Origin of the sequence: Candidatus Xiphinematobacter sp., from assembly GCA_016766635.1 — a bacterium.
In the GTDB taxonomy this organism is placed as follows: Bacteria; Verrucomicrobiota; Verrucomicrobiia; order Chthoniobacterales; family Xiphinematobacteraceae; genus Xiphinematobacter.
In genome coordinates, this window is the sequence record CP068473.1 from 641,137 (window position 1) to 665,147 (window position 24,011).

Consider the following 24,011-nt stretch of genomic DNA (forward strand, 5'->3'; position numbering starts at 1 on the left):
CATCGTCGGCACGCATTGAACTACGCGCGATTTGTAAGATGTTTGTAACACATAAACAAACTACTGTTGCTCTAAAGAATATTCAGCTCTCCGTTCACGATGGAGAATTCATCTGCATGGTTGGTCCTAGCGGCTGCGGAAAAACCACCCTACTAAACATCATTGCTGGCTTGGAGCGTCCAGATTCAGGTGAGGTCCTCCTCAGTGGCAAGCATGTTAAGGGACCAGGAGGAAACAGCATGGTCATGTTTCAGGAGCACGCTCTTTTCCCTTGGCTTAATGTTTTGGGCAACGTTCTCTTCGGTCTTAAGCTTAAGCCAGAGCTCTCTGCTAAGGAGCGGTTATCAGTTGCACGGCACTATCTGCATCTAGTGGGGTTGGCTCACTGCGAAAAGAACAATATCCATGAGCTTTCTGGCGGAATGAAGCAGCGTGTTGCACTAGCCAGGGCCTTAGCTCCAAACCCACATGTACTTTTAATGGATGAGCCATTTGGTGCGTTGGATGCAATTACCTGTGAGCAGCTTTACTGTGATATCCAGCATCTCTGGAAAGCAAGGCAGAAGACTATTGTTTTCATAACCCACAATGTACGCGAAGCTGTGTGCCTGGGAGACCGTGTGGTTCTCTTTTCTCCAAACCCTGGAAGAATTTTTCGGGAATTTACCATTCCACTTTCCCGCCCAAGAGATATCAATAGCATTGCCCTAGCTCAATATTCCTCGCACGTTATCGCGACACTAAAAAGTTTCTCAACCAACAGAGAAATGGAGGTTACAGGATGATCCACCGTGTAATAGTTTCGACACTGTTTTTTCTCTCCCTTATGGGCTTATGGGAAGCCGTCGCCTGCTCAGAAAAATTCTCCCCGGTTCTTATTCCAAAATGTGAACAAATTGCCATCTATCTTTGGCAGGCACTGCGCGATGGATCTCTGCTGGGGGCCACAAAAATTACTCTCAGTCGTCTCTTTATCGGTTATGCCATTGGTCTATTCTTTGGAATCCCGCTTGGTTTTTTAAGTGCTCAACGTCAGTATCTTCACGACACGATCGGCCTCCTTTCTTTAGGGTTTCAGACCCTCCCAAGTGTTTGTTGGATTCCGGTGGCGCTACTTTGGTTCGGTCAAACCGAACCGGCACTACTGTTTGTGGTAGTGATGGGAACTCTGTGGTCCGTGATAATCGCTACGGAAAGTGGCGCACGTATTACTTCACCTATTTATGTGCGATCAGCTCTAACCATGGGCTCTAGCGGGATTCACACGTGGATCCATGTCATCCTCCCTGCCTCACTTCCACACCTTGTGGGTGGGATGAAGCAGGGATGGGCATTTGCTTGGCGGTCTCTAATGGCTGCAGAAATTTTCGTCACTGTTTTAACCGGTTTTGGACTAGGACAGCTTCTCCACTATGGGCGGGATCTCAATGCAATGGATCAGGTATTTGGCGTTATGCTTGTTATTGTACTTATCGGACTGCTTGTAGACCGTACCCTCTTTTCCCCGTGGGAGGCCTTTTTGCATTACAGATGGGGTACCTCTTCGGCGGCTCTTCCAAGGCTGTGAAATGGAGTTTGACCTTCATATTTAAATAACCCACTGTGAGTTTTTCGTCATATTTCCCTTGTCATGTCTCCCGTGGGTATAAGGGTGAGGTGGCTGAGAGGCTGAAAGCAGAGCTTTGCTAAAGCTCCGAGCTCAAAAGGCTCCGAGGGTTCGAATCCCTCCCTCACCGAGGTAGTATAGGTGTCTGGCCGGAGAGAGCAAGGGATAGAGTGACAAAACCACTGCTAGAAAGTTAGCCGAACAGAAGCCCCTAGCACTAGAGCATCTTGAAAACGGCTGTTACTACTGGGCCGGAAAAAGTATTCCAAGAACGGCTGCACATGCAGCCATTTATTGGCTTGGAAGCGGTAGTCAACCTCCCATATAGCCTCGCTCGTCTTCTGAAGAAATCTACCCTGCGTGTGGCGAGCAAGGACAGAGTAATGGCTACAATTGCCAAATGCGAAGGCAATACCGAGTTCATCTTTATCCCAACCTGGGATAGGCCCCTTATAAAGCAATCCTGCACGTAGGAAAAATGGTATAATACTGCTGAATTTGGGTGCATGGCTAACACACCAAAAAGAGTAAAGCCCTTGTTGGGGTCGCGCGCTCACGCCCCTGGAAACCCCAGCATTTAACTCAAGCCGCCGTTGAGACTCGTCAACGAGGACCGTTGCTTCCTCCCGATAAAGCATCTGGTCAGCCTGCCAATAAAACCCCAATTGGCCTGGATAGGTAGCTCCAAGAAAGGAGCGATTGGGTACCCCCCAGTAAAAGCTACCAACGACGTATTTGCCAGGAAGTAGCGCAGCACCCAGCCCCGTGGTTATCCCCATCTCCCCCATAGCAAATATCCTACTGTGCTTGAACGGACGCGCTAGTCGAAAATGTGCTCCCCGGCCTCTCCAGCTTAGACCTTCCGGGACCGCGCCCCAGAGGCCTACCTGTACATGGGACCAACTAGTTGGTCGGACTCTAGCATACCCCCCCCAAGCTAAGTGGGATCCGTCGAAGGCAACACCGTTTGCTAATAACCCTCCGCCGCCACCAAACGCGCAATTCTGAAACAGACTCGCGCTGGATTGCAGCATGAGATGGTCTTTCGGGTTTTGCCAACCACCGGCAATAGTGAAGAACTCCTTGATGCCAAACAGTCTCGGCGTCACATAGATGAGGTCTACCGGCCGCAATTGCCACCTCCAATGCCCAGCAAAGGCTGCAGGGCTAAAGGCATGTCCCGCGCCGACCCTTCTTCTATTGATGTCCCTTCCCGTCTGCCACTGGATTCCAGCCCGTCCGGAGAGCCCACCGAATCCCAGCATTTTTTCAAAATCGAAAGCAGCTGTCAGCGAAACGCAGTGACAGAAAATGGAATCCCCCCCGACCCTACTTGGGGCAACCCCGTGATAAACAGCAGAGAAACTTCCGCCGAGATCGAGACCACGACCTTCTAAGAACTGACGGTTCCCCCACCAGTTCCCCGCAAGATGGGAACCACCCCACCACTGTTCAATGGCACCTGGCTGGCTAGTGTGCCTGCTGCCGTTCGCGGTCGACGCAAACAGTGCGCCATAAAAGAAGAAGAAGAGTAGCACGAACCCTTGCCTTTCCCAGCACAGGTAACGTCTCAAAAAAAGTGACATACTTCCTTTACCACTTGAAAGAGTAGCATACGACAAGCCGCGGCGCAGCCTCTCCGGTGACCCCGCACAGGCCAACTAGCAATCGGACCACCAGCGACACACACCTCCAGGATAACACACCCCCCATATTTGGCTAGAGAAAAATCTCTGCTTATTTGCTCTCTAGATTATTGAGGTATCCCGTTCCTGCTTTCAATAGCCAGGACCTTTTTTCTTGTTCGACTTGCATTTGACTCGCGTATTACACTACACTGGTTTTTTGTCTATGGGATTTAAAGGATTTACAACTCACAGCGAGGACGCGGAGGATGTTAAATGGGGGTTCGGGCCATCATTTTTGACTTAGACGACACGTTGATAACAGACGAGGCAGCCTCTATGCTGGCCTTTGAGGAAGTTGGTATAAAGGCCTCTCGCTTCGGAATTATTAAGATAGGAAGCTTCATAAGAGATTGTCAGAATCTGGCTCACAAACTCTGGAGTTCAGGGCCCTGCCATTCCTACTGCGACAGCGTCGGAATTAGTGCTCTTGAATGTCTATGGGGTCGATTTACTGATGAACAGGAAGAGTTACGGAGACTTAGAAATTGGGCTATTCCCTTCCGGAAGGCTGTTTTTTCTGTCGCGTTGCAGAGACAATTACCCAGGATTCCCCCTGACGTGGGTTTAGAACTATCTGAGGAGTTTAGCCAGGCCCGCCGTAAATTTCAGATTCTGATGCCTGGTGCTAAGGAAGTTCTAGCGTGCTTGTATCCTCGCTATTGTCTAGGAATGTTGACGAATGGGGCCCCTTCCCTGCAGAGGGAAAAAATAATTGTTTCCGGGTTGGAACCATTTTTCCAGGCAATTTCCATTTCAGGAGAGAAAGGCATAGGGAAGCCAAGGGCGGAAATCTTCTTCCAGTTGATAGAAAAATTAGATACGCTCCCCTCCAAAGTGATCATGGTAGGTAATAGCGAAGAACGGGATGTTGCAGGAGCCCACAACGCGGGTATCCGTAGCGTCTGGTTCCACGCCTTTGGGGCGGGGGAGCGGCCACGGCCCTATACGGGAATTTCTGCTCTGCGCGAGCTCCCAGCTTTAGTTAGGGAGATGGACGCGCATTCCCGATGAGCCGAGGAATGTTGCTTGTGTCCCTTGTAGGTGTCTACTTAGCGTTTTTTGCAGCTTTTCCAGTGTTTAGTAGTCGCTTAGATAACGCATGGTTTGGCATGTACTGGTGGCCTGATTGAGGCCACTCCGCAGAAACTTCTGCTTCCAACTGTAAAGAATATTATCCTCAACCTATCGATCGTTGTGACTTTGTGACTACTCACCTTTCCCGTCCGGTTATCATTCTATGCTGGACGATCTGCGCTTCTCTTATGCTGATGCGGGATGTTCTTTCAGCACAGTCAGCACAGGGGAATCCCTTAGTGCAAAGAATTGATATTCGGTTTGTTGGCCACCCTCCAAAGGCTAGCAAGGAACGCATTCTTGCGAACCTAAGCATGAAAAAGGGACTGCCCTACAGCCGGCGACTTGCGAGGCAGGATGTACGCTCCCTTTATGCGACGGGATTGGTTTCAGATGTACGCATCTTTGCAGAACCTTTTCTTGGTGGAGTAAAGATGGTGGTCCTCATTCGGGGAAGACCTTCGATAGCTGCTGTTCACATCAAGGGCGCTAATCAAGTCCCGCTTGCCCGTGTGCGTAGGGAAATTTCCGCTAAAGCTGGCCAGACTTTGAAGGAAGAGTGTCTGGCGGAGGATCGACGGAAGATCATTAGCCTTTACGAGAGCAAAAACTTTGGGCAAGTGCGAGTGTCCTTTTCCATGCAGCCTAGACCCACTAAGAAAGAGAAAGACCGCGTTCGGGTTATCTTCAGCATCATAGAAGGACCACGTATGATTGTAAAGGGGATCTCTTTCGTTGGAAACAGTTCCCTCTCAAGCAGGGCATTGCGTGCTGCCTTGAAGACAAAGAGACGCAATCTACTCTCCTTCATTAACGGGAGTGGCACACTGGCTTCGGAACAATTGGAGGAAGATAAGCGTAGAATCCGTCTTCTTTACCAGAATCATGGTTTTGCAGATGCTCGATGTATTAATATACAAACAAGGTCCACTCCACAGCACAAGGTGGAGGTTATCTACAAAATCAAGGAGGGGACACAATATCGCATTCGGGCCATCAGATTTAATGGTATTTCCCACAGTAGGGCACGTAGATTGCTTGGCCTCCTCAGGATGAAGGTGGGCTCCCTCTATACCCCAAAGGGTTTGCACGCCAATCTTAAGGCAATCAATGGATTTTACGGGAGGCGTGGCTTTCTGGACCACAGCGTGGTCCCTCGCGTTATTCCAGTTGGGATTTCGCGAGTTGATCTTCTACTTAGCATAGATGAAGGGATACGGTCTTACGTTAACCTCATCAGCATCCAGGGAAATACCCGTACTAGAGACTTTGTAGTCCGGCGGGAGCTTGCCCTAAAACCCGGGGAAATTTTCGACACGAAACGGGTAGGTATTAGCCAATCTCGCCTACAGAACTTAAATTACTTCTCACGCGTAGATCTTTTTCCGCAAACCACTCTCGTTCCTGGACGGAGAGACTTACATGTCCTTCTAGAGGAGAAGAGTACAGGGAATTTTAACATAGGAGCAGGTTATAGCAGCATCGATAGTTTGGTTGGTTTCGCAGAGCTTCAACAATCTAACTTCAACCTATTTGGCTGGCCAACTTTCTGTGGTGCTGGTCAACGTCTTCGAATTCGAATGCAGTATGGTCTTGAGAGAAAAGATTTTATAGCTTCCTTGGAGGAGCCCTGGTTCCTGAGCCGTAAGCTTTTGGTGGGTGTGGAGAGCTACTACCATGATGCCGACTATTTTAGTGCAGTCTACGACCAAATGTTTTACGGGGGAGCAGTCCACTTCCGTCTTCCTATCACCTCGTTTATTTCCATGCGGGGTGAATGTCGTGGAGAGAGGATTCATATCCATAGTGTGGCTAAAAATACTGGTCCGTATATTCGGAATTCCGAGGGGAGATACATGAGAAAATCCCTGTCTGCAGGATTAGACTATGACACACGTGACAATCTTCTTTTGCCCAGGCGCGGCGCTACAATTAGGTACACTAATTTCCTTTCTGGGGGTACACTGGGTGGGGATGTTCAGGATTACGGATTGAGCTTAGACGTTGTACGGTACACACTACTGCCGCGGGATTTTATTTTTATGGCAAAAGCTAAAATTGCTGTTACAACCAGTTGGGGTGGGATGCGTAAGGGAGGAATTGTTCCGATTTTTGATCGGCTTTATCTAGGAGGACCTGGTAATCTTCGGGGGTTCGATTTTCGGGATGTGGGGCCAAAAGATAAGTTTGGGAATGCCATTGGGGGAAGTTCGCTTTTCTATGGTACGCTAGAGGTCACGTTTCCCATTCTACCTAGGATTCGCGGCGCTTTCTTTACGGATTGGGGAGGAGTGAATGCAGGTAGCTATGACTTTTCGGCGGAAAACATGAACGGGGATGTTGGTATTGGCATCCATCTAGATTTTCTTGCAGGTACGCCTGTTCGTTTCGATTTTGGATACCCAATCAAATGCGATGAGTATAACCATAACAAAGGAAGGTTCCAATTCAACGTTGGGTACCAGTTTTAAATCGTCCGTAAGATCCAAAGAACAACCGGAAAACCAAGTAGCAACCTGATAGCACTAATAGCACTGCACTAAGTATTATGCCTCAATCATTATCTCTTCTTTCTTCCTCCCTCCTCGCAGCGGGTATCCTTCTGTTCGGGGCCTCTGCACATGCCGTTAGAATTGGCGCTGTAGATATGAACCGTGTTTTCACGGAGTACTACAAAACAAAGGAAGCTCAAAGCCAGCTTAATGCCGAACGAGAGTCCTCCAAGCAGCACTTAGAAGAGCGGCTCGCGAAATTGAAGGACACCATGAAGGCGATTGAAGTCCTAGGTCAGGAAATCAAGAAACCTGAGCTTAGCGGATTAACTAAGGCGGAAAAGACCAAAAAACGTGAGGCAAAGGTTAAGGAGGCAAGAGAACTTGACCGTGAATGCTCCAGTTTTCGGACTATGAGAGAACAGCAGCTCCAAGAGAAGTTTGGGCGTATGCGGGCGGATATCGTTCAGGACATCATGAAGGTGGTGAACGCTAAGGTGAAGGCTGTTAGCTACGATTTTGTTTTTGATAAATCTGGACTTGGTTTCGGAGGAATTCCGGTGGTTCTCTACGCCGCCAACGATGTTGATTTGACCGCTCAGGTTATTTCTGAGCTGAATAAGGGGGCACCAAAGGAGAAGAAACCTAAGAAGGCCTAGTTTGCTTTTCCTTTCCCCTTATTAAAAAGGGAGAGCCCTTGGGGGATGGTCTTTGCTGAGTCCCGTCTGGTTTAGGGAGGTCAGCGGCGTATACATCCTACATCCTGCTTTGAAGGAGGGCTCGGGCCTGATGAGAGGCTTTGAGGATGAGGCTTGGGAAAGTTGCACAGCTCGTTAACGCAGAGGTTCCTCTGAGCTCCGCGGCTGTAGAGATCTATGGCGTTTCTGCCGTAGAGGATGCGGGGAGCAGTGATGTGACATTTTTAGGGAACCTCAAATACCTGCGCGCGTTGCGCTCCAGCCGTGCTGCTGCCGTTCTAGTTCCCATGAATTTTGAGGGTTCAGTTCCACCAATTCTTCTTCGTGTAGAAAATCCAACGACCGCTTTTGGCAAGCTGATTGATTTTTTTTCTGAGCCTGATCTCGCCCCCTATACACCAGGAATACACCGGCTTGCCTGTGTAGCAGAGGGGGCTTGTATCTCTCCTGGGGTAAGCATTCAGCCATTTGCTATAGTAGAACCTGGGGCTCAAATTGGTGCAGAAACAATAATAGGGGCGCATTGTTACATAGGACAAAAGGTCACTATCGGGGAGAAGTGCCTTCTATACCCTCGTGTGAGTATTCTGGCACGGTGCTTGGTCGGAAATAGGGTAATTCTCCATCCCGGTGTAGTCTTGGGCTCAGACGGCTTCGGGTTTGAATATTTGAGAGGAGAGCATATTAAACTACCACAGAGGGGTATTGTGCAAGTGGATGATGATGTGGAAATTGGTGCTAATACTACGGTAGATCGTGCGCGCTTTGGGCGCACCTGGATCCAAAAAGGAGTTAAAGTTGACAACCTCGTTCAGATCGCCCACAACGCCACCGTCGGGGAGTGCTCCATTCTCTGCGGTCAAGCAGGGATTGCAGGGAGTGCCAGGATAGGGCGCCGTGTAACCATTGCAGGGCAGGCGGGAATCAATGGTCACATAGAAATAGGAGACGGGGCAATCATTGCTGCAAAGTCTGGAGTGGTCAAGTCCGCTTCCCCAAAAGAGGTACTAATTGGAGTGCCAGCCCGTCCTATAAGGGCCTACAAGCGTAGGTTATTCCATGTGGAACGTCTGGAGAAGCTTTATGCACGAGTGCGGCGCTTGGAAGAGGTAATTATCAAGCTCTTACAATAGAAGTGTCGTCCCTCTGGGGAGGTGGTGCGATTTCTTCCCCCTTCCTATAAGGAGGCACTGAAGAAGGGTGTCCATGGTGACAACGCCTAGCACATGCCCAGAGATCTGCGCGGTGACAGCACAGGTGTTAGTTTTGGCAGTTCGCATTTTTCGAATAGCTGTATAGATACTCTCGGCGGAAGAAACCGAGGCAATATTTCTAGTATGAGATTTAGATCTTCCAACACGAATGCCTTCCAGCAGAAGGTCAAGAATGTCTATTATTCCCGTAATCTGCCCGCGTTCTCCTAAAATAAGGACTTGCTCAGTTTTGGTATGGCTGGAAAGTTGTAGGAGTTCAGAGATGGGTGTATCTGGACTAGCGTGTGCCACGTCTTGGAGGGGAATTATGAAAGAGGAAATCCTTTTACCTCTACATCTAAGAAGATTCTGGATCAGCTGAGAAGCCGCATGGCTCAGCTGACCTGTCTCCGTAAGACTTGAGACAGCACGCCCAATTTCCACAGTGGCTGCAAGAGTCTGCGCGGATAACTGCTCGCGCTTGTCACGGGCAACAAAGGGACTGGCTAGCCAACTAAGCAAAGGGGCAAGGGGCCGCGTGATCTTTTGAAAAAAGGAAAGAGCGCCGACAGAAGCTATCGCAACAGAAATTGGAAGTCGCCGGAACAGTGCCTGAGGAAGTATCACCGAGAATAGCGTCAGTAAAGGGATGCTCAATGCTGTTGCTGCTGCAGTGCTAAGAACACCGATTCTTGGTGCAAGAAAGGAATATAACGATGCAAGAGAAAGCATTCGAAAGACAGAGGAAAACGTTCTTACTGTAACCAATAAGCGGTCCCTCTGTGCTAGAAGTGAACGTAGAGTAGACACTGTAGCGTCACCAAGTTTGGTGTAGTGGTGTAGCCGAGCTCGGTTAGTGTTGAGTACAGACTCAATGCCGGAAAGCGCAAGGATAAACATACAGGAGAAAATTGTAATAAAAATCATTTGAGCAGTGGGGGGGGTACCGCTGAGCTTGTATGGATTGTCTGTAGTGGAGAAATAAGAACTTCCAGAACGCGCTTCCTAGAAATCTGTCGAACGCAGACTTCCCAATTCACCAGTGGCATAGAAGCCCCAACCCTAGGTAGTTGCCCAAAATGCTCGATCAGCATCCCTCCAATGGTGTGAGCAGAAAAGTCAGAAGTATCAATACCCAATACCTCTCCAAGATCATCGAGATGCAGCCCGCCACTTGCCAAAAACCTTCCACCCTCTATTGAAATAATAGATGGAGAGTTTCTGTGGTCATGGCCATCCTCGTCAAAAATTTCCTCTAGAAGATCGGAAAAAGTCACAAGTCCCTCGATTCCTCCGTACTCGTCCAGTAGAATCGCCACGTTTTTTCTCTGAATCTGGAAGGCAACAAGCAGATCCAAAGCTTGGATAGTTTCTGGTACAAGGGAAGGGGGCTGGAGCATGCCTGTGTAGTGTCTCTCAGGAGAGAGAAGGAAATTTCTGGTGTCCAGAATACCAAGGATTTCGTCCGGTGTTTCGCCTCGTATCGGCACCTGCCTATACCTCATCTCTCGGATGAGAACCGTTGCCTGAGCGTTTGTAAGATCATCAGGTAGCGTGAAAGTGTCTACTCGTGGAATCATGCAGTGATTAGCTACCTCAGATGACAGCCTGATAATCTTTTGAAAAAGTACGGCCTCTTCATGCTGTAACCCTCCCTCTTCTTCGCTTACCTCAAGCAGAGACCGTAGCTCTTCCAGAGAAAGTGTACCATCAGAAAGAATGAGATTGCTTCTGAATCTATTCACCCAGGCATCATTCCACGTTAGTACTAGGCAAATAATGGGTTCCAGCAACCGGTGAATGCCAGATACAATGGGCCAACAGATGGACAAAACAAACACCGGTTGCGCTAGACCAATGAGCTTTGGTAGAAGCTCACAGAAGAGAGTGGCCGCTGTAAAGAGCAACATGGCCAACATCCACCCTGGCAGGTAAGTACTAATGCCTTGAACGTCTATCCACCATAGACAAACGAAGATAAGCAGAAGCGTTACTAAGCCATCTACAATGTTAATAGCGCTTAAAACTTCTCTTCGAGAACACATCCATTTTTCTAGCCGTTGTGCAAATACTCTGTCTTTCTTACGTGCAATCTGTTTCATGGTTTCTGTCAAAGCAGAAAACGACGCACTTACCATGGAAAGAATAGCTGAGGTGAAAACCAGCAAAACGCCTAGGGGTAGAAGCAGATACGAAACTCCATTCATCCCTCAGAAGGTATGTGAGTACGGAGAGACTTTTTCCATCCCCCGACCGAGAACTAAGGACACTCTGTCCCCTTTGGTTGGAGATTTCAAGAAATTGGAAGAGACGGCATTTTTCCTCTAACGGCTTTTAAGTAACAACTTCCTAATATCCAACGTGGTAACCTCCATACTAGCTAAGTAGAGGGCATCCCGATAGCTGTTACCAGCTGAGAGAAGACGGCTTTTGGCTAAACTAAATGGGACCGGTGGCACTTTTTTCTTCTACAAGAACCAGTTTCTCAATTAGGCTGCCATCCCATGTTAGAGGAACTCACAGCCAGTCAGACTATTGCTTAAATAATAAGGTCAACATTTTTCTAGGCTTCTGTCCGCTCTGCTCCATTGTCTTTCTTATCTGGTTTATGAATAGTCCGAGTTCGCGGTCACCGCATAAAACTGCTGCTATAGCTTGTGAAGATCTTTCTTCAGGCCGGGAAAAAGGACTGTCACCAGCAGAGTGGAAAGAGGCGACGCGTTTTAGCCGCGTGGATGTAGGATGGGTCATCCTAAGCATAGGAATGGCGATAGGTGCCGGTATAATTTTCTTACCGGTCCAAGCAGGGAGGGTGGGGATATGGTGCTTCCTCGCCTCCGCGGTGGCAGCCTATCCATCCCTTTACCTATTTCAAAGACTTTTCATCAACACGCTGGCAGAATCAAAAATTTGTAGCGACTATCCCGCGGTGATTTCTGGATATCTCGGTAAGAACTGGGGAATAGCTCTCGGTGTTTTGTATTTCCTCATGTTGGTCATTTGGATCTTTGTCTACTTCACTGACATTACTAATGACAGTGCTTCCTACCTCCAAACATTTGGGGTGACCAAGAATTTGCTCTCTAGGAATCCGCTCTATTCCTTAGCCTTAATCGGCAGCCTCGTATCGATTGCAGCCAAGGGAGAACGCTTCCTCTTTAGGGTGTCTGTACTCATGGTTCTAATCAAACTGGGCATCATTGTCTTTCTAGGAGTAGCGATGATCAAGTTCTGGAATTTATACAATATTGGCCCGATCGATCCTTATCGTGTGCTTGCTAGGCAAGGTATTATTACTCTTCCATTCACCCTAACTTCGATATTATTCATACAGACTTTGAGCCCTATGGTAATATCCTACCGATCCCGAGAAAAATGCCCTGAAGTAGCACGCTACAAAGCACTTCGTGTAATGAACATTGCGTTTTTGATTTTGTTTGGAACAGTCTTCTTTTACGCCCTTTCGTTTACCTTGGCGTTTGGATATGAGGAGGCCGAGTTTGCCTTCCGCAATAATATCTCTGCCCTGGCAATGGCTGCAAGGTTCCTGCCCTCCGGCCTGGCGACAACGTTAGGCATCACCCTTAACATATTTGCTATAGTAACAGCATTTTTTAGTATCTACTTAGGTTTTCACGAGGTATGCCGAGGATTGGTGCTCAACATTTTTCAACGTTTTTTTCCAACCGGAGAAATCAACTCCGTGTGGCTCAATCGGGGGGTACAGATATTTACCATCTTACTTGCATGGGGTGTAGTTGGTTTGAACATCCCAATTCTGTACTTTACATCAGTTTCCAGCCCGATTTTTGGACTAGTGGGATGCCTAATCCCTGCGTGGTTAGTTCTACGGGTGCCGGAGCTCGCAAGGTATCGAAACGTGGCGCTGATTATCATCATTCTTACTGGAATACTCCTCATCATATCCCCGTTTCTGGCATTTTGGTCCAGTTAGGAGATAGGATCGATGTCGATGCTGTACGGGCCAACTTACTCTTCCTTCCTCAGGTACCTTATCTGTCTAGCCCTGCCACTCGGGGGAGCTTACTGCAGAAATGTCCTCCTTCCAATGTTACATAAGTGTTCGCCTCGTGCTAGATTAAGTCCACCTGCCCTCTTTTTAGAGCAAAGTGTGCATGCAATCTTGCTATGAAACGAAGTAAGACCCGATTAGTTGATAGCCTTCTGGCGCACGAAGGAGAGGCGTGAGGAGGGAATCCAACAGACTCGATCCCCTTCAGGGAGTCTACAGTAGCTCCAATCCCCTCGTTCGGAAAGCACTGTCACGGGGGTACCTGGTAGAAGAAAGGTTATACGATCGGCAGCAGCCATCGGCTGGGTTAGAGCTGGCTCCCCTTCTTGAGTTTGAGTTACAACAATGGCTAGGTGTTTTCTCGTCACGCGTGGGTCACTCAACCAGCCAACCAGAACCATTGCGGCACCTACCAACGAGAGACAGCAGCCGCCTAAGTTGAACAGCGGCTTCTTTTTGAAAAAGCCACTAACCTGCGGGAAAGTCCCTGTCCAGAAAAGAATCTCACCGGCAATGAGTAAAAAAGTGGGTGTGACTATCCCTGCAAGTCTTTGTATCCAGGTAGGAGTAAGTTCTGGAAGCCCTGTTTGCGCATGCAATCGACTTAGCCCTTCCTTAGCCTCAGCGCATTGAGGGTTCAACATTAATGCCCGATAGTAATTGAGCGCGGCTTCAGCTGAGTTGTTCCTTTTCTGAAAAGCAAGCCCTAGGTTTGCATAAATTGCTGATCCGTAAATACCTTTGCTAATTAGTGACTCATATGCTGTGACCGCACCATCTATATCCCCTGCTAGTAACCTATCGGTTGCTTCCTCAAAAGAAGTGGCCTTCACGGCAGCGGTCACTCCTGCAAGGAGTACCATAAACAGCAGTAGTATACGAAAAGAAAGATAAGCTCTCATCAACCCAGATGCCCTAAGAGTCTCAGGATAGCTGCACGAGTCTCGATGGGAGGTTTCTCCACCTGACGAAAGCCGTAGGATGTCTCCTCATGAAGTACCAAGGTTTTCAACGCCAACTTAGATTCCTCACCTACGAGCCCAATAGCACGCACGACTTCCTGCGCTGATTCTCCTCTCATATTTTTCCCAGAGGCCAATTGCGCCCGCAAGAGAAGAAATTCTGCAGCGGAGGAATAGAACTTTTCTGCAGAAGTATTAGGATCGGACAGCCTATCTAAAGACGCTTTCAAGGGGGATCGTAATTCACCAGATTTTTTAAAATTCCGCACGAGTTGACTCCCAACAAAGGCCAACAATGCCAGGATAGCTATCCCATTGGCGGCCGCAAACTCAGGACGTCCGGTAATTGGTTGGTAAGATTCAGCAGCGAATTTTCTCACGACTCTCCGTTTTTCCTTCTCAGTTAGGGGAACGGAAGATCTTACTTCTGGCGCAGATGCTGAGTGGGATGCTGGCCTTGCCCTTACTGCTGAGGCAGAGCGCAATGTTATGTACTTCGTTAGAGTGGGGTTGAAATAAGAAAAAACGACCTCCGGCGTGGAATTTTTTTCCACACTGGGGACCAGCATCCATTCGAACACTTTCTCGCCATATCCCCCCAGTCTTTTAAACTTTGGTGGGAAGGAATAGGACTTCCATCCTTGTCTACCATCCAATTCTAGTTCTCTGATCCGCTCAAAATTTCCTTCCCCAGAAATAATTGCTCGTAAGGTAATAGGATCTCCCAGTGAAGAATCCTTTGTGGAGGCTTCCACGCGTAGAGCAAAGTTTCCAATGGCACCATGAAAAGAAACTGGTTGTCTCTCATTTGGTAAAGAGAGTGCCTGTATAGTTGCAGAATCTGACCTGACCTCTATTTTCCGCACGGCGTGAGCAACCGATATTGTGCCAAAAAAGCGCTGCAAAAAAGCATCTGCCACATTCGCCTCCTGTTGTGAGATATCAAGAAGTGGGCGCTCCAGCACCTGACAGATGAGGGATGCTGGTGGAATCTGCAACTTTCCCGCCCTTATTGGGCAAACAGAACTTTGAAAAGCAAGAACCGTGTACTTAGTCCCGTTGATTTCTCGATAACTCCGCTTAGGTTCGCTCATTTCCTGAACCATAAATCCCTCTCCGATCAAAGATGGTGCAGAGCTAATGGACTGTACGGAAAGATTAGGGTGAAAAAAATACTGGACTTTAATGGGGATTATATCCCCTAGGTAGGCTTCTTTTTTAGGGATGGAAAGCATTCCAAATGCAAGCTTTGTATCGGTGGAACGCAATGGGGGGGATTGCTGAGGTATCTTTTGTTTGTGCCTGCCCCTCTGTGTGAAAGCTTCTACCACCTTCAAGGATAACGGCTTAGTCAGAAGGATTGCACCATCTACCTTGACTTGCAAAGCGGGGATGATGAAAGTCCCGGCGCGCAACGGATATACAGAAAAGGTATAAGTGGAACTTGAATCAACTTGCGTATTGAGCATGCGAATTTGCGTCGACCGCCCGACATAACTTACTCGTAAACCCTCTATTCTTATATCATCGGGTACCTCCGCGTTTCTTGCTCCCTGGACAATGATGTCTAGATGGACAGTTTGTCCCACCTGCACCTCCCCATCGGAAATTCGAACACTCGCCCGAACAGCTGCTGCACAGGCAGAAAGGAAAGAGATATACCACAACCACCAACAGCAGATTAGTGAAGCTACCACGTAACTCTTTAAGTAGGAATTTAGCCAAGTTCTCATGCTCAATTTTAGCAAGATACCTCTTCCCATTAAGTAGTCCCATCGGCTTAGGGGGCGTGGGAAGACAAGAGATTGATAAAGGAACGGGAATTAGGACTTACATTCCAACGACGTTCCAACTTCAAGCAGGGGGGGCTGGACGACCTCCTGTTCACCAATTTTTGTAGATATCTTCAGGGAGATCCTGCCCACGGATTTTGACATGCTGCTCATCCTCCTTCATAGAGTCTATTATCATGTTTGCTTGCTCTGCTGTCAGTAATGCGGATGGAATCATCGTTCCACTGGAAAGGCCTCCTTTTCTTCCTCCAGCTTGCTCATTTTTGTCTGTTTTCGAAACAAAAGAGGGAAAGGTAGAAGAAGCGCCAGACCGCGAATTCTGGTCCTGTTGGCTCCCCTTGTTCTCCCTTTGGTCCTGTTGGCTCGGTCCTGTTGGCTCCCCTTGTTCTCCCTTTGGTCCTGTTGGCTCCCCTTGTTCTCCCTTTGGTCCTGTTGGCTCCCCTTGTTCTCCCTTTGGTCCTGTTGGCTCCCCTTGTTCTCCCTTTGGTCCTGTTGGCTCCCCTTGTTCTCTCTTTGGTCCTGCTCCCTCAGCATTGCCTGTACCAATTTTTTGTTGTCTGCAGCGGCTTTGTTTTTAGGCTGCTGCCTAAGCACTTGGTCATATTGACGGATGGCAGCCTTCCACTGTGCTCGTCTCTGCTCATACGAAGAACTGGCTTCCCCCTTTCGTACTAGACTGTTGCCCATATTGTATTGGGCACTAGCACGAAGTTGCACAGATTTCCCTGGGATAGCCTTTCCAAAAAAATCAAGAGCCCTATCATAATCTCCCAATCTGTAAGCTGCTGTACCCGCATTAAAGGAGGCTTCTGGAAGATTCGGTCTCTCTTGTAAACAACTCTCAAAATCTTTGAGAGCTCTTTGATAGTCTCCCCTCTGATAACTTTCTAAGCCATTTTGTGCAGCTTTTACCGACGTCGCTGTCGACAAGATGCCCACTAATATCAGTCCCGGAAAGGGGATGCGCCTGCAACAACCCATCCTCCAATGCTCTGTTAATCGCCAAGCCAATAGCAACAAAATCGCCGGAATGAGGGTCCACTCAAATCTCTCAATAGGACGGCTCGACATCAAGGCTTGACCCTTCCTTGGGACGAGTGAGGGGAGTAACCCTTGGTTAAAGATCCGTTGAGCAGATAAAAATGGGCTAAAGGGACAGTAAAAACCACCGGTGGTTTCTGCAATTGCTTTGAGATACGCTGCATCTAAGTGGCTGATTACTGGTTTTCCGTCAGCACCACGCACGAAATCTTGTTCCCCAGATTGTGCAGCAGCAATGGGGATCAAGGATCCTCTGGTGGTGCCAATACCTACAGCATAAATGTGGATTCCCTGGGAGGCTGCTTTTTTTGCTTCGATGATAGCCTTCCCCTCTAACTCTTCACCGTCGGACACGAGAATCAATGCACGAGCTTCTCCCACAAGGTGACCAAATGCCGTTCTTGCTACTCGAATAGCAGAAGCAATGTTAGTCCCGCCTCTAGGAATGAAATTCACATCCAATTCCTCAACCCCCCCAGCTATAGCACCATAGTCAATTGTCGGTGGAATTTGTAGGAAAGCTGTTCCAGAAAAAGTGATTAACCCCAAACGGTCCCCACGAAGGCAATTGATGAGATCTTGCACAAAAAACTTCGCTTGTGTCAGCCGGTTGGGTGCAGAATCGTCTGCCAACATGCTTCTAGAAACATCTACTGCAACGATAATGTCCTTCCCTGCTTGCGTGGTACTTATAGGAGCGGTTCCTAGCTGGGGCCTGGCAAGGGTTGTGATCAAAAGAGTAAGACTGCCCAGCAAGAGGGCTGCCCGGATGAATTTCCGCTTTCCACTCACGGAATCTACGAGTTGCTCAAACAAACGGGGAGCTACTACTTGTTGTAGGAGAAGTGTGTTCCGTCGATTTGCCCACCACAAAAGCAAGGCAATCGCTGGCAAGATGGCCAGAGCGGCAAACCAGGATGGTTCACTAAAGCTTAGGGAAGCTGCCTCCATACCGTTTGAGAAAGAAGGACTTCCGCTAGGAGCAGTCCGAGTGCTAAACCTACGAGCCACGGGAACAAATCCAGATAAAACAATACCTTAGTCACTACTGCCGTTGACCTTTCCATTTGGCCGACTGTTTGAAAAATTTTCTTTAGAGACTGCCTATCCGCTGCATGAAAGAATTGCCCGCTTGTCACCTCTGCAATTTTTTTTAAAGTGGCCGGGTCACTGTCAAGCTCAACCATTTGATATCGAGTTCCGCCAAATATATCTGGCACTGGAAAGGGTACTGGGCCGCTGGAGCCTGCACCGATGGTGTAGATTTTTATCCCAAGAGCCCTGGCTGCCTCTGCGGCGGTTAGAGGAGAGATACGGCCGGCATTATTTACGCCATCCGTGAGTAGTATCAGGACCTTTTTTGACTTAGAAGAGTGGTTCCTGAGGCGCCGAGTGGCGGCAGCAATTGCTGAACCAATAGCAGTGCTATCCTCTTCTTCTATCATACCTGCCTGCAGGCGCCCTATATTTGATGCCAGCCAGTCACGATTTAGTGTAGGTGGGCTAACCAAATAGGGGCGTCCAGCAAATGCAATAATACCGATGTGATCATTTAGGCGTTTAGCGATAAATTGCCGTGCAATCCCCTTGACGGCCCCTATTCTGCTTATCCGCTTATTGCCGATAGTCATGTCTTCTGCTCTCATAGAGCTGGAAACATCGAAAGCCAATAGGATGTCGATACCACTTGACTGAAGACGAGTGTTACTCTTTTCCAGTTGCGGTCGAGATGCCGCTAGAAACAAAAGGGTCACTGTCAAGCAAGTAATTGCATTGAGGTAACTTCTGGTCTGCGATTTACCACCTCGACCCAAGGCCAACATTGTTTCTATGGAAGAAAACCGCACAGCTGGCGTAACACTACCTACCATCCGCCTCAAAAGAAACAGCGCTGGAAGGGCCAGCAAAAAAAAGAGGACCCAGGGATATAGAATGGTAAAGCTGCCAAAGCGAAGCGGATGTATCATTCCACTCTCTCTACCTGCAGTTGTTTTTTTTAGAGTTCCTGTGAAACCGCATCCTGATTTTTTGTACATACAAGCTGCTCTGCCTGTAGTAACAAAGCGGAAGTCTCATCTCGCTTTATTTCTTTCCTGGAGAATTTAAGAAGGTCGGCCATCTCAAGAAATTTTCCTAGTATGACCTTCTCCTCTAAGGAGAACATAGGGCTGTCTTGAATGGACACCAAGAACTCCATGGAGGTTTGAGTTGTCGCGTGTAGCCCGTATTCCTCTTGTATGTAGCGACGGAGAAGAGCGGAAACTTCAACACCAAAGTCGTGGGGAGAAAGTACTTCTATTTGGGAGCGGAGCAGTGCTAATGCCTGTAGCGCGGTGTCCTTGGGAGAGGTAGGTCGTTTCCCTTTGGGAAGGGAAAGCTTCCTGACAAAAAAAAATGTGGCGGTGAGGCCCAGAACACCTAAGATGGCCAGCGGAGCGACCCAAACTGGATACCAAACTGGATATGGAGGAATAGGGACCGGAGGGTCAATATCATGGAGTGGAGCTAGTTCTAGCAAGGAGGAGACAGCAGAAGTCATAACAATTTCCTTTTTCTTCGCGCAAAAAAAGCACGTAGCGGTGGGATGATATCCTCATTGGTGTGGAACCGTATAATATCAACTCCAAGATTCTGTAGCACCTTTCTTTGAACACTGCGATGCCTCGATTCAAGCCTCGCAAACTCCTCCATCACTCTCCTCTTAGAGGAATCGAGCTCCACTTGGCGACCACTTTCAGCATCCTCAAAAGTAATAACACCTACATTTGGCAGGAGGATTTCACCAGGATCCTCGATGCATAGAGCGATGACGTCATGCCTACGGCTTGCCACAATGAACTGCTTGGATAAGTCTGCAACGAGAAAATCAGAGAGAACAAACACTACAGCACGCCGATGGACCACGTGGTCAAGTATCCCAAATGCTGCGGAAAAGTCCGTACATTTACCCTTGGGCTTAAAAAGAAGCATTTCTCGGAGGAGCCTAAGTACATGAGGGTATCCCTTCTTTGGAGGGATGAAGAGCTCTACGCGATCGCTAAACAGGACAAGACCCACTCTATCGTTGTTCCGAGAGGCGCTAAAGGCTAGGATGGACGCTATTTCCGCGGCAAATTCCCGCTTGCTCAGGCGTACACTTCCAAAAGTTCCAGAGGCGCTAATATCCACCGCTAGCATGACTGTTAGTTCTCGCTCTTCTACGAACTTTTTCACATAAGGCATGTCCAAGCGCGCAGTTACGTTCCAGTCAATACTGCGAATTTCATCGCCAGGTGCATACTCACGTACCTCATCAAAATGCATTCCACTTCCCTTGAAAGCGCTATGATAGCAGCCAGAAAAAGAGGACCTTACAAGATGCCGTGTGCATAGCTCAATCCGCCGAATTTTTCGAAAGGTCTCGTCTGGTTTATACATGGTATGCATCTCACATCCTTCGATAATACCTACGGTTCTCCGGTAAGCGCCTCCAGTCAAACATAATTCAGGGTACTGGAAGGCCGGCGAAAATTTTTTCGATAACATTCTCGCTGGTTACCAACTCCGCCTCTGCTTCGTAGGTTATCCCGACCCGATGGCGCAATACGTCTAACCCGACAGATTTGACATCCTGTGGAGTTACGTACGCTCTACCGGTTATGAATGCATTTGCCTTACTGGCAAGTGTAAGGAAAATGGTCGCACGCGGGGATGCACCATAGCGAATTAGGCTGTCCAATTTAAGCTTGAAGGCCTCCGGAGCGCGAGTGGCCCTAACAATATCCACGATGTAATCTCTCACACGCCCATTCACATAAATCCCGTTTACTACACTGCGAGCGCGGACAATTTCCGACATGCTCACAGTACTTAACACAGAGAGTCGTGGTGTAGAAGTAGCCATCATATCTAGGATAGCAAGCTCTTCCTCCCGGCTAGGATAGCCTATTTTAAGTTTTAACATAAAACGGTCCAACTGAGCCTCAGGTAATGGATAAGTACCCTCCTGCTCAATAGGGTTTTGCGTTGCTAAGACCAGAAATGGGTCTGGAAGGGGATAAGTTTGTCCACCTAGGGTTACCTGCCGCTCCTGCATGGCCTCTAGCAAAGCACTTTGTACTTTAGCCGGAGCCCGATTAATCTCGTCCGCGAGGAGCAAGTTAGAGAAAATAGGGCCCAGCTTTGTAGTGAATTCTCCGGTGCGTGGATTATAAATTGGTGTTCCTATCAAGTCAGCAGGTAGAAGGTCTGGAGTAAATTGCACTCTTTGAAATCCTGTCTGAACTGCTGAGGCCAAGGTACGCACCGCCAGCGTCTTAGCCAGACCAGGCACGCCTTCTAACAAAATATGCCCATTAGTTAGGATACCTACCAGCAAGCGTTGAACTAGCGTGCTCTGGCCGATAATCACCTTGCTTACTTCATCGAGTAAGGGTCGTATCCAGTGCCTGGCCTCCTGGACTTGCTCATCTAACCCTGAAAACGTATTCATCATTACAACAAATGCCTATCACACACGTCCTTCACGGTATAATCGCTTTTCACGCTGGGGAGATCCAACTTTTCTTCTCGGCCAAGAGGACTTCAAGTAAACTAAACGTCCATTGTAGCCAACAATTCTGCTATAGGTGAGAGACAACATCTATCAACCTTTAACCGTATTGATATGGTCGCTCCCAACTCACTTTTCCAAGCCGTTCGAATAGCCTCCAGATGCTCGAACGGGTAGATTGTGTAAGGTAAGCAACCCCTGTTAATCTTCGATGAAACTTCGACGGCATATAAGCCCTGTCACCTTGTACTACATTGATGGCAGAACGGTCAAAACAGGAGAGCATGGGCAGCCTGCTTACCAAAAAACAGACACCAAAATAGATCCGCTATGTGCTTTCGAAGATTGGAGAAGGACTACAACCCTTCAGGGGTTAATCCCCACTCACGGTCTCACGCTGTACTTCAGACATGAGTTCCCCTGGTCTTCATAGCAGACTCCAATTCCTGGAACAGGGTATGCATCATGTCTTCGCCTGTGTAGCCTACGGAGTGATAGGCATCATTCGCTTACTTCCTCTTTCCATCTGTTTTTTTATTGGGCAAATACTAGGCCTGGCTGCCTGGGGCACATTGCCAAGATACCGTAAACTAGCAAAGAAAAATATAATTCACGCTTTCCCAAAAAAGTACTCCAACTTTCAGGTTAATCGACTAGTCCTGCAACACTTTATAACAGCTGGTGCAAACTGTCTCAGCGCTTTAAAAATCCCTACTCTTAGCGAGCCACAGATCCACGCCTGCTCTTCTGTGGAAAACAAAGAGTTGATTCAGTCTTGTGTGGAAGCAGGTAGGGGAGTAGTGGCGGCTGTTAGCCATATGGGGAATTGGGAGCTATTTGCCCAGTTAAACTCCTTCTTCCCGAATGTGCCTACCGGCGCCGTCTACCAGCCCCTACGGAGTAGGTGGGTTGATAACTTGGTCAACAAGGGCCGCTGTAAACGTGGCTTGGTTCTGTTTAACCGGAAAAACGGATTTTCCGCCCCTATTACCATGCTGCGCCAGGGCGGAGTTGTAGGGGTACTAGTAGACCAACACGCTGGCGATGGAGGAATTTGGACTCCACTTTTTTACAGACTAGCATCAACCTCTCCCCTCGCCGCTACGCTTGCATGTAGAACTGGAGCAGCAGTACTTCCTATGGCCATCTTTACGGATGGGTTTGCTCGTTGGAGAATTTCGATCCGACATCCTATCTCATACCAACCAGGCTGTTCTAATAAGTTAACTGCGGATATCAATTGCGTTCTCGAATTGCAAATCCAAGAGTCGCCAAAAGATTGGTTCTGGGTCCATGATCGCTGGAAAATACCTAACCCAGACTTCTTGCTTTTCCAAAAAAGGCGAGGAACTTATCTCCCTAAGGGAACTAGAGAACACCTGTTCCCGTTTCGTATACTTGTCCGCTCTAGCAACTGGCTTGGGGATGCTGTTATGAGCATTCCGGCAGTACAGGCCCTCAAAAAAGGCAGGGCAGATGCTAGAATTTCCGTCTTGGTGGCTGGGGAACTAGCTGCGCTCTGGCATACGATAAAGGAGGTCGACGAGGTAATTCCGATTTCTAAGGGGGAGAGCCTTTGGAGCATCGCACACAAGCTGCGGGGTCGCTTTGAGGCTGCCATACTTTTTCCCAATTCTTGCAGATGTGCGTTAGAAGTTTTTCTGGCCGGTATTCCCCGTCGCGTTGGCTATCGAGGACATTACCGTTTTTGGCTGCTTAACCAGATTGTAGAGGCGCCAAAGCAAGGGGCTGGCGTGGCTCCAAAACACCATTCAGAACATTACCTATGGATGGCAAAAGCACTCGGAGCACCTCCTCCGCAACTTTCCTCTCCTATCAGTCTTCCCCTAGTTCCATCAAGTCGCTTAATCGCTCCCACTCTTGGATTATGTCCAGGCGCAGCATACGGCCCCGCTAAGCATTGGCCAATGGATCGATTCCAAGAAGTGATCAGGGGAGTTTCCGAGGAAACGGGATACCGCTGGAAAGTCTTTGGTACTTCTAAGGACGCTTCTATTGTCAGGGCAATCGTGGCTGGTCTCCCAAAAGATATTGTACTGAATTACGTAGGGAAAACTGATCTCACTGTGTTGATCTCAGAGCTCTTGTCTATCCGCCTTCTTTTAACAAATGACACTGGGGTCATGCATCTAGCTGCCTTGTTAGGGATCCCTGTGGTAGCCATTTTTGGCTCTACAGAGCCTTTATTGACTGCTCCTCTCGGAAGAAAACACAGTGTACTGCGCCAACATGTGGAGTGTAGTCCTTGCTTTCTCCAAAGCTGCCCTATCGATTTTAGGTGTATGAAAGCGATTAGCGTAAGACAGGTAAAAGAAGCGGTGTTTAAAGTTTTAGAATACCCAAACGGGGCGAGGAGTGATCTGCGCCACTCAACCACTGTGCCTTCCTAATGCAAGGCTACCCCCTCTTCGGAAACTTGAGAACCTGCTGCAGGATAATAACGGAAACGACCTGGTGCAACCTTTCTCACCTCCTCTAAGCGTTTCCCGGTTGTGCTGAACCACACGTGAACATTTGCTGGAAGAATAGAAAGCTCCTCAGCTATTTCCGATACACTAATCCCAGTATCGCCAGCTGACCGCAATATTTGCAGGATGCGTTCCTTTAACACACCTGGTTTCTGCACTCTCCTCTCTGCTCTTCTAGTTCTAGCAGGCCTTGTCATAGATTTGGGTGGACGCCCCCCCTTTCCAGCAGCAATTCCAGTGGGTAGATCGTCCAGAAGAGAAGCAATTTCAGCTTCCAGAGACTGCACTTGTTCCAAGAGCTTCTTCCGTTTTTCCGCTAAGGAAACGAGCGCCCGAACGGTGGCTGGCGTAAACGACTCAATATTCATTGACCTTGTTGTCATATTACCGGTTAACCCTTAGCCCCCTCTA

19 protein-coding genes and 1 tRNA gene are annotated in these 24,011 nt (G+C 48.4%); 9 read left to right on the plus strand and 11 right to left on the minus strand.

Going from position 1 to position 24,011, the window contains the following annotated elements; genetic code table 11:
* The first annotated feature begins 38 nt into the window (after positions 1-38).
* From JMM79_02840 to JMM79_02850, 3 genes are all read left to right on the plus strand, one after another.
* On the plus strand, positions 39-785 hold the full coding sequence (locus JMM79_02840) for an ABC transporter ATP-binding protein (protein ID QQY08762.1): 747 nt from the start codon (positions 39-41) through the stop codon (positions 783-785).
* Positions 785-1,567 carry an ABC transporter permease gene (locus JMM79_02845; protein ID QQY08763.1) on the plus strand — a complete coding sequence of 261 codons (783 nt, stop codon included), beginning with the start codon at positions 785-787 and terminating at the stop codon, positions 1,565-1,567. The genes JMM79_02840 and JMM79_02845 overlap by 1 nt, the downstream gene beginning before the upstream one ends.
* Before the next feature lie 83 nt (positions 1,568-1,650).
* Positions 1,651-1,736: transfer RNA gene (locus tag JMM79_02850), tRNA-Ser, on the plus strand.
* A gap of 55 nt (positions 1,737-1,791) precedes the next feature.
* Here JMM79_02850 and JMM79_02855 read toward each other — a convergent pair.
* The gene (locus JMM79_02855) at positions 1,792-3,144 is read right to left on the minus strand and encodes a carbohydrate porin (GenBank protein QQY08173.1); all 1,353 of its coding nucleotides are present in this window, start codon (positions 3,142-3,144) and stop codon (positions 1,792-1,794) included.
* A 363-nt stretch (positions 3,145-3,507) separates the two neighbouring features.
* On the opposite strand from JMM79_02855, the gene JMM79_02860 reads away from it, so the two are divergent.
* The 4 genes from JMM79_02860 (at position 3,508) to lpxD (ending at position 8,691) form a co-directional block, all read left to right on the plus strand.
* Positions 3,508-4,305, plus strand: a complete 798-nt coding sequence (locus tag JMM79_02860) for an HAD family hydrolase (protein QQY08174.1) — start codon at positions 3,508-3,510, stop codon at positions 4,303-4,305.
* Positions 4,306-4,496: 191 nt separating this feature from the next.
* The gene (bamA, locus tag JMM79_02865) at positions 4,497-6,839 is read left to right on the plus strand and encodes an outer membrane protein assembly factor BamA (GenBank protein QQY08175.1); all 2,343 of its coding nucleotides are present in this window, start codon (positions 4,497-4,499) and stop codon (positions 6,837-6,839) included.
* Between the two features lie 176 nt (positions 6,840-7,015).
* The gene (locus tag JMM79_02870) at positions 7,016-7,519 is read left to right on the plus strand and encodes an OmpH family outer membrane protein (GenBank protein QQY08176.1); all 504 of its coding nucleotides are present in this window, start codon (positions 7,016-7,018) and stop codon (positions 7,517-7,519) included.
* A gap of 146 nt (positions 7,520-7,665) precedes the next feature.
* The gene (gene lpxD, locus JMM79_02875) at positions 7,666-8,691 is read left to right on the plus strand and encodes a UDP-3-O-(3-hydroxymyristoyl)glucosamine N-acyltransferase (GenBank protein ID QQY08177.1); all 1,026 of its coding nucleotides are present in this window, start codon (positions 7,666-7,668) and stop codon (positions 8,689-8,691) included.
* Here the strand turns inward: lpxD and JMM79_02880 are convergent.
* Both JMM79_02880 and JMM79_02885 read right to left on the minus strand, forming a co-directional pair.
* On the minus strand, positions 8,683-9,678 hold the full coding sequence (locus tag JMM79_02880) for a DUF21 domain-containing protein (GenBank protein ID QQY08178.1): 996 nt from the start codon (positions 9,676-9,678) through the stop codon (positions 8,683-8,685). The two genes, lpxD and JMM79_02880, sit on opposite strands and share 9 nt — an antisense overlap.
* Positions 9,675-10,958, minus strand: coding sequence for an HlyC/CorC family transporter (locus tag JMM79_02885; GenBank protein QQY08179.1), 1,284 nt, complete (start codon positions 10,956-10,958; stop codon positions 9,675-9,677). Before JMM79_02885 ends, JMM79_02880 begins: the two co-directional genes overlap by 4 nt.
* 443 nt (positions 10,959-11,401) lie before the next feature.
* On the opposite strand from JMM79_02885, the gene JMM79_02890 reads away from it, so the two are divergent.
* Positions 11,402-12,706 (plus strand): hypothetical protein, encoded by a 1,305-nt coding sequence (locus JMM79_02890; GenBank protein ID QQY08764.1) that lies wholly within the window; start codon positions 11,402-11,404, stop codon positions 12,704-12,706.
* Between the two features lie 215 nt (positions 12,707-12,921).
* On the opposite strand, the gene JMM79_02895 is transcribed toward JMM79_02890, so the two are convergent.
* The 7 genes from JMM79_02895 to JMM79_02925 form a co-directional block, all read right to left on the minus strand.
* Positions 12,922-13,647, minus strand: a complete 726-nt coding sequence (locus JMM79_02895) for a hypothetical protein (GenBank protein ID QQY08180.1) — start codon at positions 13,645-13,647, stop codon at positions 12,922-12,924.
* A 38-nt stretch (positions 13,648-13,685) separates the two neighbouring features.
* Positions 13,686-15,479 (minus strand): BatD family protein, encoded by a 1,794-nt coding sequence (locus tag JMM79_02900; GenBank protein QQY08181.1) that lies wholly within the window; start codon positions 15,477-15,479, stop codon positions 13,686-13,688.
* 273 nt (positions 15,480-15,752) lie between these two features.
* On the minus strand, positions 15,753-17,531 hold the full coding sequence (locus JMM79_02905) for a VWA domain-containing protein (GenBank protein QQY08182.1): 1,779 nt from the start codon (positions 17,529-17,531) through the stop codon (positions 15,753-15,755).
* On the minus strand, positions 17,513-18,547 hold the full coding sequence (locus JMM79_02910) for a VWA domain-containing protein (protein QQY08183.1): 1,035 nt from the start codon (positions 18,545-18,547) through the stop codon (positions 17,513-17,515). The genes JMM79_02905 and JMM79_02910 overlap by 19 nt, the downstream gene beginning before the upstream one ends.
* A 29-nt stretch (positions 18,548-18,576) precedes the next feature.
* Complete coding sequence (locus JMM79_02915; GenBank protein QQY08184.1) at positions 18,577-19,119, minus strand: DUF4381 family protein; 543 nt, start codon at positions 19,117-19,119, stop codon at positions 18,577-18,579.
* Positions 19,116-19,997, minus strand: a complete 882-nt coding sequence (locus JMM79_02920; GenBank protein QQY08765.1) for a DUF58 domain-containing protein — start codon at positions 19,995-19,997, stop codon at positions 19,116-19,118. The genes JMM79_02915 and JMM79_02920 overlap by 4 nt, the downstream gene beginning before the upstream one ends.
* A 67-nt stretch (positions 19,998-20,064) precedes the next feature.
* Positions 20,065-21,051: an AAA family ATPase gene (locus tag JMM79_02925; GenBank protein ID QQY08185.1), complete on the minus strand. Its 987-nt coding sequence runs from the start codon at positions 21,049-21,051 to the stop codon at positions 20,065-20,067.
* A gap of 470 nt (positions 21,052-21,521) precedes the next feature.
* Between JMM79_02925 and waaF the strand changes: the two genes are divergently transcribed.
* Positions 21,522-23,522, plus strand: coding sequence for a lipopolysaccharide heptosyltransferase II (waaF, locus tag JMM79_02930; GenBank protein QQY08186.1), 2,001 nt, complete (start codon positions 21,522-21,524; stop codon positions 23,520-23,522).
* Here waaF and JMM79_02935 read toward each other — a convergent pair.
* On the minus strand, positions 23,519-23,968 hold the full coding sequence (locus tag JMM79_02935) for a hypothetical protein (protein ID QQY08187.1): 450 nt from the start codon (positions 23,966-23,968) through the stop codon (positions 23,519-23,521). The genes waaF and JMM79_02935 overlap by 4 nt on opposite strands.
* Positions 23,969-24,011: the final 43 nt, after the last annotated feature.

Bases quoted from the DNA above. Each gene is read 5' to 3' on its own strand.
- JMM79_02920 (QQY08765.1), bottom strand. From the start codon at position 19,997: ATGTATAAACCAGACGAGACCTTTCGAAAAATTCGGCGGATTGAGCTA.
- JMM79_02885 (QQY08179.1), bottom strand. From the start codon at position 10,958: ATGAATGGAGTTTCGTATCTGCTTCTACCCCTAGGCGTTTTGCTGGTT.
- JMM79_02935 (QQY08187.1), bottom strand. From the start codon at position 23,968: ATGAATATTGAGTCGTTTACGCCAGCCACCGTTCGGGCGCTCGTTTCC.
- JMM79_02895 (QQY08180.1), bottom strand. From the start codon at position 13,647: ATGGTACTCCTTGCAGGAGTGACCGCTGCCGTGAAGGCCACTTCTTTT.
- JMM79_02900 (QQY08181.1), bottom strand. From the start codon at position 15,479: ATGAGAACTTGGCTAAATTCCTACTTAAAGAGTTACGTGGTAGCTTCA.
- JMM79_02860 (QQY08174.1), top strand. From the start codon at position 3,508: ATGGGGGTTCGGGCCATCATTTTTGACTTAGACGACACGTTGATAACA.
- JMM79_02905 (QQY08182.1), bottom strand. From the start codon at position 17,531: ATGGAGGCAGCTTCCCTAAGCTTTAGTGAACCATCCTGGTTTGCCGCT.
- JMM79_02910 (QQY08183.1), bottom strand. From the start codon at position 18,547: ATGATACATCCGCTTCGCTTTGGCAGCTTTACCATTCTATATCCCTGG.
- waaF (QQY08186.1), top strand. From the start codon at position 21,522: ATGAGTTCCCCTGGTCTTCATAGCAGACTCCAATTCCTGGAACAGGGT.
- JMM79_02925 (QQY08185.1), bottom strand. From the start codon at position 21,051: ATGAATACGTTTTCAGGGTTAGATGAGCAAGTCCAGGAGGCCAGGCAC.
- JMM79_02915 (QQY08184.1), bottom strand. From the start codon at position 19,119: ATGACTTCTGCTGTCTCCTCCTTGCTAGAACTAGCTCCACTCCATGAT.
- JMM79_02840 (QQY08762.1), top strand. From the start codon at position 39: ATGTTTGTAACACATAAACAAACTACTGTTGCTCTAAAGAATATTCAG.
- JMM79_02870 (QQY08176.1), top strand. From the start codon at position 7,016: ATGAACCGTGTTTTCACGGAGTACTACAAAACAAAGGAAGCTCAAAGC.
- JMM79_02880 (QQY08178.1), bottom strand. From the start codon at position 9,678: ATGATTTTTATTACAATTTTCTCCTGTATGTTTATCCTTGCGCTTTCC.
- lpxD (QQY08177.1), top strand. From the start codon at position 7,666: ATGAGGCTTGGGAAAGTTGCACAGCTCGTTAACGCAGAGGTTCCTCTG.